This is a genomic window from Ruegeria sp. HKCCD9138 (genome assembly GCF_057220975.1).
The window spans coordinates 388,622-402,334 of sequence record NZ_JBWVAZ010000002.1 but is presented as its reverse complement, the minus strand read 5'-3'; the positions used below and the strand labels follow the sequence as shown (position 1 = coordinate 402,334).

The 13,713-nt window shown below is 58.8% G+C and carries 13 protein-coding genes; 2 read left to right on the top strand and 11 right to left on the bottom strand.

Going from position 1 to position 13,713, the window contains the following annotated elements:
• Positions 1 to 6 precede the first annotated feature (6 nt).
• From AC2TEL_RS05230 to hslO, 8 genes are all read right to left on the bottom strand, one after another.
• Complete coding sequence (locus AC2TEL_RS05230; protein WP_480838679.1) at positions 7 to 525, bottom strand: L,D-transpeptidase family protein; 519 nt, start codon at positions 523 to 525, stop codon at positions 7 to 9.
• A gap of 57 nt (positions 526 to 582) precedes the next feature.
• Positions 583 to 1,368, bottom strand: a complete 786-nt coding sequence (locus tag AC2TEL_RS05225) for an ion transporter (protein WP_480902366.1) — start codon at positions 1,366 to 1,368, stop codon at positions 583 to 585.
• 23 nt (positions 1,369 to 1,391) lie between these two features.
• The gene (locus AC2TEL_RS05220) at positions 1,392 to 2,621 is read right to left on the bottom strand and encodes a class I SAM-dependent RNA methyltransferase (RefSeq protein WP_480902364.1); all 1,230 of its coding nucleotides are present in this window, start codon (positions 2,619 to 2,621) and stop codon (positions 1,392 to 1,394) included.
• A 39-nt stretch (positions 2,622 to 2,660) separates the two neighbouring features.
• Positions 2,661 to 4,493 carry an ABC transporter ATP-binding protein gene (locus AC2TEL_RS05215; protein ID WP_480902362.1) on the bottom strand — a complete coding sequence of 611 codons (1,833 nt, stop codon included), beginning with the start codon at positions 4,491 to 4,493 and terminating at the stop codon, positions 2,661 to 2,663.
• Complete coding sequence (locus AC2TEL_RS05210) at positions 4,490 to 6,340, bottom strand: ABC transporter ATP-binding protein (protein WP_480902360.1); 1,851 nt, start codon at positions 6,338 to 6,340, stop codon at positions 4,490 to 4,492. Before AC2TEL_RS05210 ends, AC2TEL_RS05215 begins: the two co-directional genes overlap by 4 nt.
• A 191-nt stretch (positions 6,341 to 6,531) precedes the next feature.
• Entirely contained in the window at positions 6,532 to 7,686 is a 1,155-nt protein-coding gene (locus AC2TEL_RS05205) for a CCA tRNA nucleotidyltransferase (protein ID WP_480902357.1), read from the bottom strand.
• Entirely contained in the window at positions 7,683 to 8,282 is a 600-nt protein-coding gene (locus AC2TEL_RS05200; RefSeq protein WP_480838667.1) for a CoA pyrophosphatase, read from the bottom strand. Before AC2TEL_RS05200 ends, AC2TEL_RS05205 begins: the two co-directional genes overlap by 4 nt.
• Positions 8,272 to 9,258 carry an Hsp33 family molecular chaperone HslO gene (hslO, locus tag AC2TEL_RS05195; protein WP_480838665.1) on the bottom strand — a complete coding sequence of 329 codons (987 nt, stop codon included), beginning with the start codon at positions 9,256 to 9,258 and terminating at the stop codon, positions 8,272 to 8,274. The genes AC2TEL_RS05200 and hslO overlap by 11 nt, the downstream gene beginning before the upstream one ends.
• A 76-nt stretch (positions 9,259 to 9,334) precedes the next feature.
• Here hslO and AC2TEL_RS05190 point away from each other — a divergent pair, with 76 nt between their 5' ends.
• On the top strand, positions 9,335 to 9,781 hold the full coding sequence (locus AC2TEL_RS05190) for an NUDIX domain-containing protein (RefSeq protein WP_480902356.1): 447 nt from the start codon (positions 9,335 to 9,337) through the stop codon (positions 9,779 to 9,781).
• A gap of 10 nt (positions 9,782 to 9,791) precedes the next feature.
• Here AC2TEL_RS05190 and AC2TEL_RS05185 read toward each other — a convergent pair whose 3' ends face one another.
• On the bottom strand, positions 9,792 to 11,063 hold the full coding sequence (locus AC2TEL_RS05185) for a PP2C family protein-serine/threonine phosphatase (protein WP_480902353.1): 1,272 nt from the start codon (positions 11,061 to 11,063) through the stop codon (positions 9,792 to 9,794).
• 157 nt (positions 11,064 to 11,220) lie between these two features.
• Between AC2TEL_RS05185 and AC2TEL_RS05180 the strand changes: the two genes are divergently transcribed.
• Complete coding sequence (locus tag AC2TEL_RS05180; protein WP_480838662.1) at positions 11,221 to 11,550, top strand: Hpt domain-containing protein; 330 nt, start codon at positions 11,221 to 11,223, stop codon at positions 11,548 to 11,550.
• Here the strand turns inward: AC2TEL_RS05180 and ilvA are convergent.
• Both ilvA and AC2TEL_RS05170 read right to left on the bottom strand, forming a co-directional pair.
• Positions 11,547 to 12,773, bottom strand: coding sequence for a threonine ammonia-lyase IlvA (ilvA, locus tag AC2TEL_RS05175; RefSeq protein WP_480902350.1), 1,227 nt, complete (start codon positions 12,771 to 12,773; stop codon positions 11,547 to 11,549). The two genes, AC2TEL_RS05180 and ilvA, sit on opposite strands and share 4 nt — an antisense overlap.
• Before the next feature lie 57 nt (positions 12,774 to 12,830).
• Positions 12,831 to 13,562: a hypothetical protein gene (locus AC2TEL_RS05170; RefSeq protein WP_480902509.1), complete on the bottom strand. Its 732-nt coding sequence runs from the start codon at positions 13,560 to 13,562 to the stop codon at positions 12,831 to 12,833.
• Between the last annotated feature and the right edge of the window lie 151 nt (positions 13,563 to 13,713).

The following is a 13,713-nucleotide window of genomic DNA, read 5'->3' as shown; positions in this document are numbered from 1 at the left end:
GCAGGATCACGGGCGCAGAGTGATAACGGTGCCTTCGTTGACCATGGCATAGATCTCTTCGATCTCTTCATTCTTGACCGCGATGCAACCCGCCGTCCAATCCGCCGTCTTTTTCGCACGCTTCCGTTCGGATCGCTTGTTAGGCTGACCGTGAATAAAAATGTCACCTCCCGGGTCAACGCCAGCGGCCTTGGCCTGCGCAATATCCTTTGAGTTCGGATAAGAAATCCCCAACGACAAATGATACCGGCTTCTTGGGTTGCGGCGATCGATCAGATAGGTCCCTTCGGGCGTGCGGCCATCGCCCTTTTTGGTCTTTGTCCCATTCGGGGCAAACCCCAAATCGACTTTGTATTCCTTCAGGATTTGCTCGTTATGCAAAAGATACAGTTTGCGCGCGCCCTTGTTGATGACCAGAGAAGTCACTTCGGGCCCGTTGTAAGAAAGATATCTGGGATTGGCTGAGGCACATGCCGAAAGGCTCAGCGTGGCCATCGCCCCCAATCCAAATGCTCGACGATCCATTGTTTCACTGCCTGCTGTTTTTTTTGAGCATTATGCCAAAATTTCAAAAAACTGAAATCACTTTTTGCTGTTCGCCTGCTCGATCAGGCGGCGCTCGATGCTTTCCAGCCGCTCCAGCACTTCGTCCCGGTAAGCGTCGGTCTTGACCTCATCCTCGGCATGGTGCGCATCCTGCATCGAGTTCACGATCAGACCGACCAGCAGGTTTACCACCGCAAAGGTCGTGACCATGATGAAAGGCACAAAGAACAACCAGGCGTATGGATAAACCTGCATCACCGGGCGGACGATGCCCATGGACCAGCTCTCCAGCGTCATGATCTGGAACAGCGTGTATGCCGACAGACCCAGATCGCCGAACCATTCCGGGAAACTCTGCGAGAACAGCTTGGTCGAGATGACAGCGCCGATATAGAACAGGATCGCCATCAGAAGGAAAACGCTGGCCATGCCCGGCAGGGCCGAGATGAACCCTTCGACCACGCGGCGCAGGCGCGGTGCGACCGAGATAACCCTGAGCACCCGCAAGATCCGCAAAGCCCGCAGCACGGACAACCCCGCGCCACCGGGCACCAAGGCAATACCAACGATCAGGAAATCAAAGATATTCCAGCCACTTTGAAAGAACCGCCGCCCCGTGGCCACCAGTTTCATCGAAATCTCGGCAACAAAGATCGACAGACAGATCATGTCCAGTGTCACGATCAGAGAACCTGCATGCTCCATCAGGGTTGGCGATGTTTCCATCCCCAGCAGCATCGCATTAAAGATGATAACGCCCGTGATAAAGCGGCCAAAAGCCGGAGCTTCGATGATTGTCAGCAAGGGTTGGGTGATCCCCATGTCTGGCGGTCTCCTATCTCTGATCACGTTGCGGGGTTCAGGGAAAACCGCGCGGCAAGTTCCGTGTGCGACGACCATCGAAATTGGTCAACCACCTGTACCCATTCAAGGGTGTAACCCGCGTTAACCAAAGATTTTGCATCTCGGGCAAAAGTCACGGGGTTGCAGGACACATAGGCTATGACCGAAGGTTTCGCCTGCGCCAGCTCGCTTACTTGCGCTTCGGCACCTGCGCGGGGCGGATCCAGAACCACGGCATCAAAGTGCTTCAGCTCGTCTGGCATCAGCGGGCGGCGGAACAGATCACGTGCCTCTGTTGTGACCCGCTTAAGTCCCTTGGCCTTGCGCCAACCCAGATCCAGGGCCCGGGTCATTTCAACCTCGCCTTCGACCGCATGGATTTCCGCGTATTGCGCGAGTGGCAATGAAAAGGTGCCGCATCCGGCAAACAGATCGACAATCCGCTTTGCGCCGCCAGTCGCCTCGGAAACAGCCTGTATTAGAGCCTGTTCGCCGTCTTTTGTGGCCTGAAGAAACGCACCCGCGGGCGGAACAACCTCAGCTGATCCAAAGCGCTGCACCGGCGGTCGCCGCATGGCGATGACTTCGCCATTCCAGCTCAGGCGGGCGAGCCCGTGTTTCTCGGTCGCCTGCGCAAGCGTAAGCTCAAGCGGGCCGTCCAACGGTTTGCCGCCTTTGACAGAAACGTCCAGCCCACCCTCGGAAACCGTAAGGGTCACCGCCAGAACAGCTTTTCGACTGCCCCCCAGAACGGCCAGTGCCTCGGCCACGGGAATTGCGGCGATCAGGGCCGGGTCAAGCAGGTGACAATCCGGGATTTCCGTGATCGTGTCCGATGCGCGACCGTGAAACCCGGCCAAGGTCCCTTTCTTCGTGCGGCGCACGGCAACCGTGGCACGGCGACGTGAACGCTCGGGCGATGTGTGAATCGGGCGCATCGGGGCGTCCAGGCCCTGTGCAGACAACGCGTTTCGAACGATTTCGACCTTCCACTGCGCCACAAACCCAACAGCAGCATGTTGCAACTGGCATCCGCCGCAGGATTTGTAATGGCGGCATGGCGCCTTGACCCGATGCTCAGATGGGGTGAGGACACGGATATCCGTCAGTACGCTGTCCGCAAGTACGCCACGCACCACCTCACCCGGCAGGGTGCGCGGGGCGAAGACGGGTCCTTCGGCGATGCCGTCGCCCTGATGTCCAAGACGAAGAATGGTATATTCCTGTGCCATCGCAGGCCTGATAGCCGGACGGGGTCGGTAACAAAACCCTTATTCCGCAGCCTCAGTCTGAATGAAGCCGCCGGACTGACGGTGCCAGAATCGCGCGTAGAGACCATTTTGCGCCAGCAACACGTCATGAGTCCCGATTTCGACAATCCGCCCGTGATCCAGCACGATAATCCGATCCATTTCGCTGAGGGTGGACAGCCGGTGCGCAATGGCAAGAACGGTCTTTCCCTCCATCACCCGGTGCAGGGCCGTCTGGATCGAAGCTTCGACCTCGGAATCCAGCGCCGAGGTCGCCTCGTCCAGAACAAGAATCGGTGCATCCTTCAGGATCGCGCGCGCCAGTGCGATCCGCTGACGCTGACCGCCGCTCAGCTTGACGCCCCGTTCACCCAGATGCGCCTCATACCCCGTGCGCCCCTGTGCATCTTGCAGGCCGAGAATGAACTCGTGCGCCTCTGCCTTTCGGGCGGCGGCCATCAGGGCATCTTCCGAGGCAGCAGGATTGCCGTACAGAATGTTGTCACGGGCCGAGCGATTGAACATCGCGGTTTCCTGCGTAACCATCCCGATCTGCCGGCGCAGACTGTCCTGTGTCACCGCCGCGATATCCTGACCATCGATCAACACGGCGCCCTGTTCCCTGTCATAGAGCCTGAGCAGAAGCGAAACGAGAGTGGACTTGCCCGCGCCGGACGCGCCGACGATACCCAGTTTTTCGCCCGGTTCTATGGTCAGGTTCAGGTGCGAAACGCCACCGATGTCCCGACCGTAGGCAAAACTGACGTCCTGAAAGTCGATCCGGCCATCGACCACGCGCAGCTCCTGCGCTCCCGTCGCATCCTCGACACGATCCCGCTTGGTCAGGGTTTTCATGCCGTTTTCGATTTCGCCGACATTGGCGTAGAGGCCCATCAGCGTGAAGCTGACCCACCCTGTCATCTGTGCAATTCGAATGGATACCGCCCCAGCTGCCACAATGTCGCCTGTCGTAGCGGCGCCTGCCTGCCAAAGAAACAGGGTTGCCCCCAGCAGCAGAACCGGCAGAACGCCTGCCAGTGTCATCAGGACAAAGCGGAAGCTGGCGGAAAGCTTGCCGAAATCCAGCGATTTTTCCCGCAACTCGACCATCGAGTTTCTGGCCGCCTGATCCTCGAACGCGGAATGCGCGAACAGTTTGACTGTTTTGACATTCGTGATCGTGTCCACCACCTGCCCGGTCACCATGGCCCGAGCCCCGGCCCGCGCAGCGGACCGCTTGCGAATACGCGGCAGATACCAGCGAATCAGCAGGAAATAGATCGCGAGCCACGCGGCGAAAGGCAGCATCACCAGCGGATGGATAGACCCTAACAAAAGCAAAGAGCCTACCAGCGAGGCCAGCGCAAAAACGATGGCGCTGATCGTTTCGGACACGACTGCGGTTAGCGCCGTCGAGGTTTGCATCTGCTTCTGCGCGATCCGTCCGGCAAAATCGTCATCGAAATAGGTTACCGACTGTCCCAACGTCCAGCGATTCAGCTTGGCCAGTACCAGAGGCGGCAGATTTGGCATGACGATATAGTTGTTCGAAATCGACGACAGGCCGAACAACATCGGCCGCAGCAACATGAAAAATGCAACGGCACCCGCGATCATCCAGATATTGCGGGCGGTCACAAAGTCCTCGGGCCCGCTTGTGGTGGCCATATCCACGACAAGCCCCAGAATCCAGGCTGTGCCGGCCTCCATCGCGCCCGCCGCGGCCGAGAAAAAAGCAGCCAGAAACAGCATGGGCCAGGCCCCGGACAGGCACCAATGAATGAACGCCCCCAGTGTTTGCGGTGGGGGCGTTTCAGTTGTCCTGAACGGCTGAATCAGATCGGCAATTCTCATTCCGCTGCCTCTTCTGCGGCTTCCGGGTTCATGAAGCCGCCAGACTGCCGTGCCCAGAACTGCGCGTAAAGCCCGCCCTTGGCCAGAAGATCGGCATGCGCGCCTTCCTCGACGATCCGTCCGGCATCCATCACCAGAATACGGTCCATCTGTGCGATGGTGCTGAGCCGGTGGGCGATGGCAATCACGGTCTTGCCTTGCATCATTCCGTAGAGCGTCTCCTGAATCGAGGCTTCGACCTCGGAATCTAGGGCGGATGTCGCTTCGTCCAGCAAAAGAATTGGCGCGTCCTTGAGGATCACCCGCGCAAGCGTCACGCGCTGACGCTGACCGCCACTGAGCTTGACACCCCGCTCGCCCACATGTGCGTCATACCCGGTGCGCCCCTGCGGGTCCTGCAGATCGAGGATGAACTCATGCGCCTCCGCTTGCTTGGCGGCTGCAATCATCTGCTCTTCGGTCGCGTCCGGCCTGCCATAAAGGATGTTGTCCCGCACCGAACGGTGCAGCAAGGCGCTGTCCTGTTGGACCATCCCGATATGGCGGCGCAAGCTGTCCTGCGTCACCTTTGCAATGTTCTGGCCGTCGATCAGGGTCGCCCCGCGCTCCACGTCATAGAACCGCAAAAGCAGCTTAACCAGCGTCGATTTTCCTGCGCCCGAGCGGCCGATCAGACCGATTTTCTCCCCGGGATGGATGGTCAGGTTTATGTGATCGAGACCACCTGTTCGCCGCCCATAATGGTGCGACAGATCGCGAACCTCGACCCGACCGTCGGTCAATTGCAGCGGCCTGGACCCTGGTGCGTCCAACAGATCGACGGGCTGGGCGATGGTCTCCATCCCTTCGGCCACCACACCAAGCTGGCGGAAAAAACTGGTCAGCGCCCACATGATCCAACCTGTCATCGCGTTCAGCCGCAAGGTCAGTGCCGTGGCCGCAGCTACGACGCCCACGGAGGCGCTGCCCTGCATCCACAACGCAATCGCCCAGCCAACAACACCCACGATCAGCAAGCCGTTCAGGGTAACCAGAACCGCGTCCATGATGGTGAAGATGCGCATCTCGACCTGGAAGGTCCGGCGCGTTTCCTCAATCGCTTCGCGGGCATAGTCCAGCTCCTGCTCGGCATGTGCGAACATCTTGACCGAGTGGATGTTGGTGTATGAATCCACGACACGCCCTGTGACCGTCGACCGGGCATCGGACGCCGCCTGCGACGCCGGGCCAACCCTTTGTACCGTCCAGCGCACCAAAAATCCGTAAAGGACAAACCAGATCAGCAACGGTATCAGCAACCGAGGATCAGCGGCCATCAGCAGGATCGCGGCCCCGATCAGGTAAGCCAGCGAAAAGGAAATCGCGTCAAAGACCTGAAACACGACTTCGCCAGCAGCCGGTGGGGTTTGCATGATGCGGTTGGCGATGCGTCCGGCAAAGTCGTTTTCGAACCAGCCAACCGATTGACGCAAAACGTGCTTATGTGCCCGCCAGCGGATCAGCGTGCCGAAATTCGGCAGGATAGCGTTGTTGAGCAGCAAAACATCGATCACATGCAAAAGCGGCCTTAGCAGCAGAATGAAAGCTGCCATCAGCAAAAGCTCGGTGCCGTGCGCCTGCCAGACCTCGGTCGGGGAACTGCCCAAAAGGTCGACAACACGGCCCATATAGTAGATCAGCCCGATCTCAACACCGGCCACGATTACCGAAAGCAGCGCGGCCCAGACGAAGACGCGATAAAAAGGTCGCGAATAATCCAGCATGAAAGGCCACAGCCGCGTCGGCGGCGTGTCAACTTCGTCATAGGCGACAAATGGGTCTACGAGGTTTTCGAAATAGCGAAACATGGAGTGTGCTCCGATTGAGCAGTAAATAGGTCATGCGAAGTAAGATGGCGCCAGAACACCACCCCAACGGGTCACGTGTCCCGGCTTTAGCCGAACCAGATCCCGTAATACATTCGCATTCCTCCATCCATGTGACAGGCGCACCCTAGCCACAAACGGTTAGGCTTGTCATCCCCTTTTGAGACTTAATTTCACTTGGACAGCAATTCCTTGCGTGTCATCGCAAAATCCGAGGCGATCCAGCGGGCTTCAAGCTCGGCCAGTTTTTTGCCCAATGCCGGGCCCGAGAAAGCGGGGATCAGGTCAGCGGCCTTGATCGGAAAACTCGCCGCCGCGCCATGTTTCAACTGTTCCGCCAGATCGGCGGTCCAGGGCTGTTCGAGGAACGCGCAGCGCAGCAGGGCTTCGCTCAGCCCACCCTCGGCGCCGTTGCGATATCCCAGCTCGGCGATACTGGCCGATCCTGTTGCCTCGTCGCGCATGCGGCTCAGCCGTTGCAACTGTGCGCGACTCAGTCTCAGGGTTGCGGCGACCTCGGGCGGGACGATCACTGCCAGACGGCGCACCGGGTCAGGCGTGGCCACTGCGTCCTGTTCGAGCTTGATCAAAACGGACAAAGACCGGTCATCTGCACCGGGAAGAAGTTGCGCCAGAACACCAGCGCTGCGCATCGCCGCCACAGACGGTGCCGGATCGGGCGCGCCAAGCAGCTTCAGCAGTTCGGCCCCCACACGTTCACGCGACAGGCTTGCAAGCCCATCGAGATTGGCCGCGATGGCCGCCAGCGCGTCTGCATCGAATCCCGCATCCGCGTCTCCGTACCAGGCGTGAAAACGGAAGTAACGTAATGAGCGCAGGTAATCCTCGCGAATGCGGTCCTCGGCCCGTCCGATGAACCGGACACGGCGCGCCTGAAGGTCGGGCAAGCCCCCCAATGGATCAAGTATGGTGCCATCAGGATGCGCATAAAGTGCGTTCATCGTGAAATCGCGCCGCGCAGCGTCTTCCTCGACCTTGTCCGAATAGGCGACAACTGCTCGCCGACCATCGGTTTCCACATCCCTGCGAAAGGTCGTGACCTCGTGCGGAACACCTGCGCTGACGATAGTGACGGTCCCGTGGTCAATACCGGTTGGAATGGGTTTGAGCCCCGCCTGTTGCGCCAATTCCACCACCTGTTCGGGCCGCGCATCCGTGGCAATATCAATGTCCGAGACCGGGGCCTGCAGCAGCGCGTTGCGGACACATCCCCCGACGAACAAGGCCTGCGCACCGGCGTCGGCCAGCGCGGCGCACACTTTCTGCGTCGCCTCGGCCGCGATCCAGTCTTCGGTGATCCGTTTCATTCATTCACCCGCGCTGCCAGCCCTCGCAAGATCCGTGCCGTGGCGCCCCAGATGTAATATGGGCCGTAAGGCACGGCGAAATAATACCGCTTCTGACCACGCCAACGACGCGATTCGATCACATAATTCGCCGGGTCCAGCACATGCGCAAGTGGGACCGAAAAAACCTCGTCAACCTCGCCACGCTCCGGGATCGGTTCAAAGCCGCTGTCCAGCACCGCCACCACCGGAGTGACGGAAAAGGATGTCACGGTTTCATGAACGGGCAGCTGGCCCAGGACGCGCGGTACATCCGGCGGCAGGCCTATCTCTTCACGGGCCTCTCGCAGGGCGGTAGCGGTGACATCGGCGTCACCTTCATCCTGTTTGCCGCCGGGAAAGGCGATCTGGCCGGGATGATGCTTCAGCGCCGAAGATCGTTTGGTCAGGATCACGCAGGGCACATCATATGCCACGGAAACAGACACTAACACGCCAGCAGGCCGCAGTTTTCGCCCCGGCGGCAGGTTGACGTCCGGGTTCAGGTCAAAATCGCTGGACCCGGTGCCGGGGCGGCCCAACGCCGCCACCAGCTGTTCGATCGGGTCACGCACCATCCGAGTCTTTGGCTTCAAAACCCACGGTGCGGGGATCCAGCACGTAGTGGGCGCCACAGAACTGGCAGTCGGCCGTTACCGTTCCCTCATCCGTTGTCATCTTGGCAATGTCCTGAGCCGAGTATATCGACAGGCTTTGCCGCACACGCTCTTCCGAGCAGGTGCAGCCGAATTGAACCGGCTGGGCGTCATACACACGCGGCTGTTCCTCGTGAAACAGACGAATCAACAGATCCGTCGGCGCAACCGACGGCCCGATCAACTCAAGATCCTCGACCGTATCCAGCAGGATGTTTACACGGCCCCAGTTTTCGCCCTCTTCCCCGTCAACCAGATCGGCGGCGGTCAGGATGTCTCCGCTTCCTTCACTGGTTGCGGCAAAGGGCGAGGCCTTGGGCATGTGCTGCAACATGACGCCACCAGCGCGCCAATGTTCCCCTACACCCGGCTCGGTCGACTTGCCAAAGCTCAGCGAAAACCGTGTAGGCAATTGTTCTGACTGGGCAAAATAAGCCTCGGCGCAGGCGCGAAGCGACCCGCCCGCCAGCGGTGTGATGCCCTGATAGGGCTGCGTTCCCTTACCCTGATCGATGAGGATGGCGAAGTACCCCTCGCCCACCTGATCAAATGGCGCCGAATCCGTCAGCCGATCCCGATCGAAACTGGCATAGGCCCGGATCTGCGCGGGCTGCCCTTCTTGCTTGGGCGCATAGTAATCGGTGGCGATCATCCGCACGGCGCCCTTTGACTGCACCTGCAGCGACAATTTCCAGCGCAGCGCAACGGTCTGACCGATCAGGGCGGTCAGCAGCGCCATCTCGGCGACCAGCGCCTCGACCTGTTCCGGATAGTCGTGCTGTTTCAGGATGCCGTCCAGCACACCGTCCAGTCGCGCCACGCGACCGCGCATATCCGAGACGTCGAGTTGAAAGGGCAGGACGGTGTCGTCCCACGCGATTTTCGTTCCAATAGACATGGGGTTTCCTTACACGCCACAGGTTGGCATACCGCCACCATATAAGTCCAACAAACCGGGTTGAAAGGGGCCATACATGATCCGACGGTTTGGTGAAACCCCAGAGCCGGGACGTAAATACATCCGGCGGCCCGGCGTCTATGTGTTGTTGCCCCGCGGGCGCTCGTTGCTCGTCACATGGTACGACGATGGCATAAACCCGGAACTGCAACTGCCCGGCGGTGGGATCGATCCCGGCGAATCCCCAATAACCGCCCTGCACCGCGAGGTTTATGAGGAAACCGGCTGGCTGATCGCTGGACCCCGCCGCGTCGGTGCCTTTCGGCGATTCACCTTCATGCCCGAATATGATCTTTGGGCCGAGAAAGTCTGCACAATCTATCGTGCACAGCCGGTGCGCCGCATGGGACCACCGGCCGAAGCGTTTCACGAAGCGCGCTGGATAGACATCGATGATGCGGTGCACCTGTTGGGCAACGAAGGGGACCGACATTTTACCGGTCTTCATTTGCTGGGGGTGTAAACCGCGATTGTCACGACCCGTTGTATTCGAAGAACACGGCTGAAACGTCATCTTCCATGCCGCTGTCAGGCGCCATGACCTGCGTCAGCCGCCAGAACATGTCGTCCAGAAACTCGGGCCCGGTCCGGTCCGCCACGCAATCCGTCGCCATTTGCAAAAAACCGCCTTCGTCCAGGAAGCTGCCATCTTCGAGCGGACACTCGGTAAACCCGTCCGAATAGAGCAGCAGTTTGTCGCCTGGCTGCATATAGGTTTCCGTTCTGTGAAATTGGGCGTCGGGCAATAGCCCGATCGGCAGACCACCCTCGCCCAGAAACTCTGCGCTGCCGTCCCGTCGCAGTAGAAGCGGATGGGGGTGACCTGCCTGCACCATCTTGAGATGCCCGTTGCGCAGATCGATGATGGCATAGACCATCGTGAAATACTCTTCGATCCCGGCATCTGCCATGAGCCGGGAGTTCAGCAGCGCCGCAACTTCCTCGGGCGGCAACAGCGCGTAGAATTTGTTGAACCGCCGCTCCATCGCGATGTTCTGATCAAAATGCGTGCTGGACAGGTACCCGCCCAGCCGCGCTGTCATCATCGCCGAGGTAATACCGTGGCCGGAGACGTCGATGCTGTAGAATCCCAATCGATTGACGCCCGGTGAAAACATCCCAACCAGGTCGCCGCCGATGTGGCCGCAAGGTTTCAAAAGCAGGCTGACCCGAGACATGCCAAAGGTGCCGGTCAACTCGGGCACCAGAGATTCCTGAATTTTTCGTGCCTGCATCAAATCCTTGTCGATGGCGTCATGGGCCAGCTTCAGCTCATCCAGCGCCAATTCGATCATGCGATTTTTCTCGGACAGCTCACGTTGCATATCCAGAATACGTGCACCGGCCGAAATCCGCGCCCGAAGTTCATCCGCCTCAAGTGGCTTGATCAGAAAGTCGTCCGCCCCCGCGTCCAGCCCTCGTGCCACTTCCTGCTTTTCGCTTTTTGAGGTCAACAGAATGAAATAGCTGTACTGGTCATTGCCCAGCGCACGAAAGGCCCGGCAGAACTCCAGCCCGCTCATCCCCGGCATCACCCAATCGCTGAGAACCAGATCGGGCGGAGTGTCCCGACACAACGAAATCGCGTCCTCGGCATTGTCGGCCTCGGTTACCTCAAAGCCCCATTTTTTGAGCGAAGCCGCCAGAATACGCCTTTGCAAGCGGCTGTCGTCCACAATCAGCACATTTTGGATCGCACCAAAGTCCAGATCGACCCTGGCCTCGGTTTGACTGGTTACTGACACCCTGGAATCCTTGCGCGGCCTAAACGCTTCGAAGCTAACCGCACGACACTTAATATCCGGTGAAAGACCAATTGGCACCGCAGCCGAAAGGCCCTTAACGCACTCTTTACCGGTCTATCCTACCAATTCGATATACGGATGGATGCAGGGGGTAGCGATGATTCACTGGCCCAGAGTCAAACAATTGCGCGACGAAGTCGGTGCTGAGGAATTTGATGAGGTGGTTCAGATTTTCCTGGATGAAGTGCAGGAGGTTATCGCCCGCCTGAATCAGGACACCACCCGGTCACAGATCGAACAGAACCTGCATTTCCTGAAAGGCAGCGCGCTTAGCCTGGGGTTCGACCACTTCTCGAAACTTTGCCAAGACGGCGAGCGCCGCGCGGCCGCCGGTGAAAGGATGGAGGTCGACTTGCGTGAAATTTTATCCGTGTTCGATCAGTCCAGGCAAGTATTCGAGGCCGGATTGCCCGAAAACCTTGGTTAGATCACGAACTGCGCCAACGTCTCGTCTTCGGTTATGTCAGTATAGGTAAAACCGGCCTCGTCCAGATGGGCAAACAGGCGCATGAAGTTCTCGGGCTTGCGGGTTTCGATCCCGATCAGGACAGACCCGAAGTTGCGCGCGGATTTCTTCATGTATTCGAACCGCGCGATATCATCTTCGGGGCCGAGAATGCCCAGAAACTCCTTCAACGCTCCGGGTCGCTGCGGCAGGCGCAGGATGAAGTATTTCTTGACGCCCGAATAGCGCTGCGCCCGTTCTTTGACTTCTGGCAGGCGTTCGAAATCGAAATTGCCGCCAGAGGTGACGCAGACCACGGTCTTACCGCGGATAAAACTCTGAATATCGGCCAGCGCTTCGATCGCCAGCGCGCCCGCGGGTTCCAGAACGATGCCTTCGACGTTCAGCATCTCGATCATCGTCGTGCAGATGCGATCCTCGGACAGAACCAGGACATCCGACAGGTGGCGGGATTTCAGCAATTCATACGGCTTTGCGCCAATTCTCCCAACCGCCGCGCCGTCGACGAAATTGTCGACATGGTCCAGCGCCACCGGGTGCCCTGCCGCCATGGCCGCATGCAGACACGCCCCGCCCTTGGGCTCGACGAACAGGCAATGGGTACGATCCCCGAACCACGTCGCCACGCCCGAGGACATGCCGCCGCCACCCACCGGCAGAAGCACGTGATCCGGCACCCCGCCCAGCTGCGCCTCGATCTCGACAGCCAGCGAAGCCTGCCCCTCGATCACGTCTTCATCGTCAAACGGGGACAGAAAATGCCCGCCCTGCTCGGCGCACCAGACCTGCGCCGCGGAAAGCGTGTCGTCGAAATAATCGCCGGTCAGGTGAACTTCGATATTGTCGCCGCCGAAAATGCGGGTCTTCTGGATTTTCTGCTGTGGCGTCGTCACCGGCATGAATATCACACCCCGGACGTTCAGGTGTTTGCACATGAAGGCCACGCCCTGCGCATGGTTGCCGGCGCTGGCGCAGACAAACAGATCCTGACCCTGCTGCTTGCGCATGGCGTTGAACGCACCGCGAATCTTGTAAGACCGCACCGGGCTGAGGTCTTCGCGCTTAAGCCAGATATCGGCGCCAAACCGGTCGGACAGATGGGCATTCCGCTGCAGAGGTGTGGGCGGAAAGACAGTGCGCATCGCCTGTTCGGCGGTGCGGGCGCGGGTCATGAAGTCAGTCATGACCGTTTCACTGCCGCATCACCGGCGAAAGGGCAAGGAATACATATGTGTACGGGTTCAGGACAGCTCGCGTTTTTCGATGAAGACGCCATAGATTGTCGTCAGGATACTGACATTGATCAATGGAACGATCAGCATCGTCGCAAACAGCACAATCAGGACGCCGATGATGGGGATGAACAGAAGCAAGGAGGCCAAGAGCTGAAGCAAGAGTTGGAAGAGGACGGACAAAATGACCAGAAGCAAAATGGCTCCGCTTGCGCCCGAGGTTGCCTGCCACGCCTCAGATAGTGTTATCGGCTTTCCGATGGCTGCGCCGGGCAATATCGGAGAGGCCCGATAAAATCCGATGGTAAGAAAGATGACCAAGGCCAACCAGACCAGAATTCCCAACGCCGCCGAGGCCTGCGCCATCGCACCCATTATTAGCATCGCAGGTAACATGATTATGAGAGCTATCAGAAAGAGCATCAGGAGACGCCCGAAATAGGCGAGAACTCGGTCGAACCGGAAGGGTGGAACAACGCCCGTGGGGTATTCTTCAAGCAGGACAAAACGGTGCCACGACACGACAATCCAAAGCATGACCCCAAAAACAACCGCTACAAGACATAATAGAAACCCAGCGAAAGATCCTGCTGTCACCCCTTCAGGAAAGCCTGTTGTTTCACTGTTGAACTCTTCGAAAGGGATACCAAACAGATAAATCAGACCGATGGCTAACAAGCCACCAATCAGCGCTGGTACAACAGAAATCTGTAATGCCTGCGTCAGGTTCCTAAGAACCATCTTCACCGAATGCAAAAAATCTCTAACCCCAACATCAAAACCGCCCCTTCAACCAATCCTTGTTCTCTATTCTCCCGTTTCACCCCAATTCCCACTCTGCGTCAATGCTGCCAACTTGCCCCCGCGTCCAAAACCGGCTAGGGGCCAAGCG

What these genes read in the sequence shown, in the direction of transcription:
- ilvA (WP_480902350.1), bottom strand. Translation starts at nt 12,773, where the DNA reads ATGACTGACTTCATGACCCGCGCCCGCACCGCCGAACAGGCGATGCGC.
- hslO (WP_480838665.1), bottom strand. Translation starts at nt 9,258, where the DNA reads ATGTCTATTGGAACGAAAATCGCGTGGGACGACACCGTCCTGCCCTTT.
- AC2TEL_RS05200 (WP_480838667.1), bottom strand. Translation starts at nt 8,282, where the DNA reads ATGGTGCGTGACCCGATCGAACAGCTGGTGGCGGCGTTGGGCCGCCCC.
- AC2TEL_RS05180 (WP_480838662.1), top strand. Translation starts at nt 11,221, where the DNA reads ATGATTCACTGGCCCAGAGTCAAACAATTGCGCGACGAAGTCGGTGCT.
- AC2TEL_RS05215 (WP_480902362.1), bottom strand. Translation starts at nt 4,493, where the DNA reads ATGAGAATTGCCGATCTGATTCAGCCGTTCAGGACAACTGAAACGCCC.
- AC2TEL_RS05225 (WP_480902366.1), bottom strand. Translation starts at nt 1,368, where the DNA reads ATGGGGATCACCCAACCCTTGCTGACAATCATCGAAGCTCCGGCTTTT.
- AC2TEL_RS05230 (WP_480838679.1), bottom strand. Translation starts at nt 525, where the DNA reads ATGGATCGTCGAGCATTTGGATTGGGGGCGATGGCCACGCTGAGCCTT.
- AC2TEL_RS05220 (WP_480902364.1), bottom strand. Translation starts at nt 2,621, where the DNA reads ATGGCACAGGAATATACCATTCTTCGTCTTGGACATCAGGGCGACGGC.
- AC2TEL_RS05205 (WP_480902357.1), bottom strand. Translation starts at nt 7,686, where the DNA reads ATGAAACGGATCACCGAAGACTGGATCGCGGCCGAGGCGACGCAGAAA.
- AC2TEL_RS05170 (WP_480902509.1), bottom strand. Translation starts at nt 13,562, where the DNA reads ATGGTTCTTAGGAACCTGACGCAGGCATTACAGATTTCTGTTGTACCA.
- AC2TEL_RS05210 (WP_480902360.1), bottom strand. Translation starts at nt 6,340, where the DNA reads ATGTTTCGCTATTTCGAAAACCTCGTAGACCCATTTGTCGCCTATGAC.
- AC2TEL_RS05190 (WP_480902356.1), top strand. Translation starts at nt 9,335, where the DNA reads ATGATCCGACGGTTTGGTGAAACCCCAGAGCCGGGACGTAAATACATC.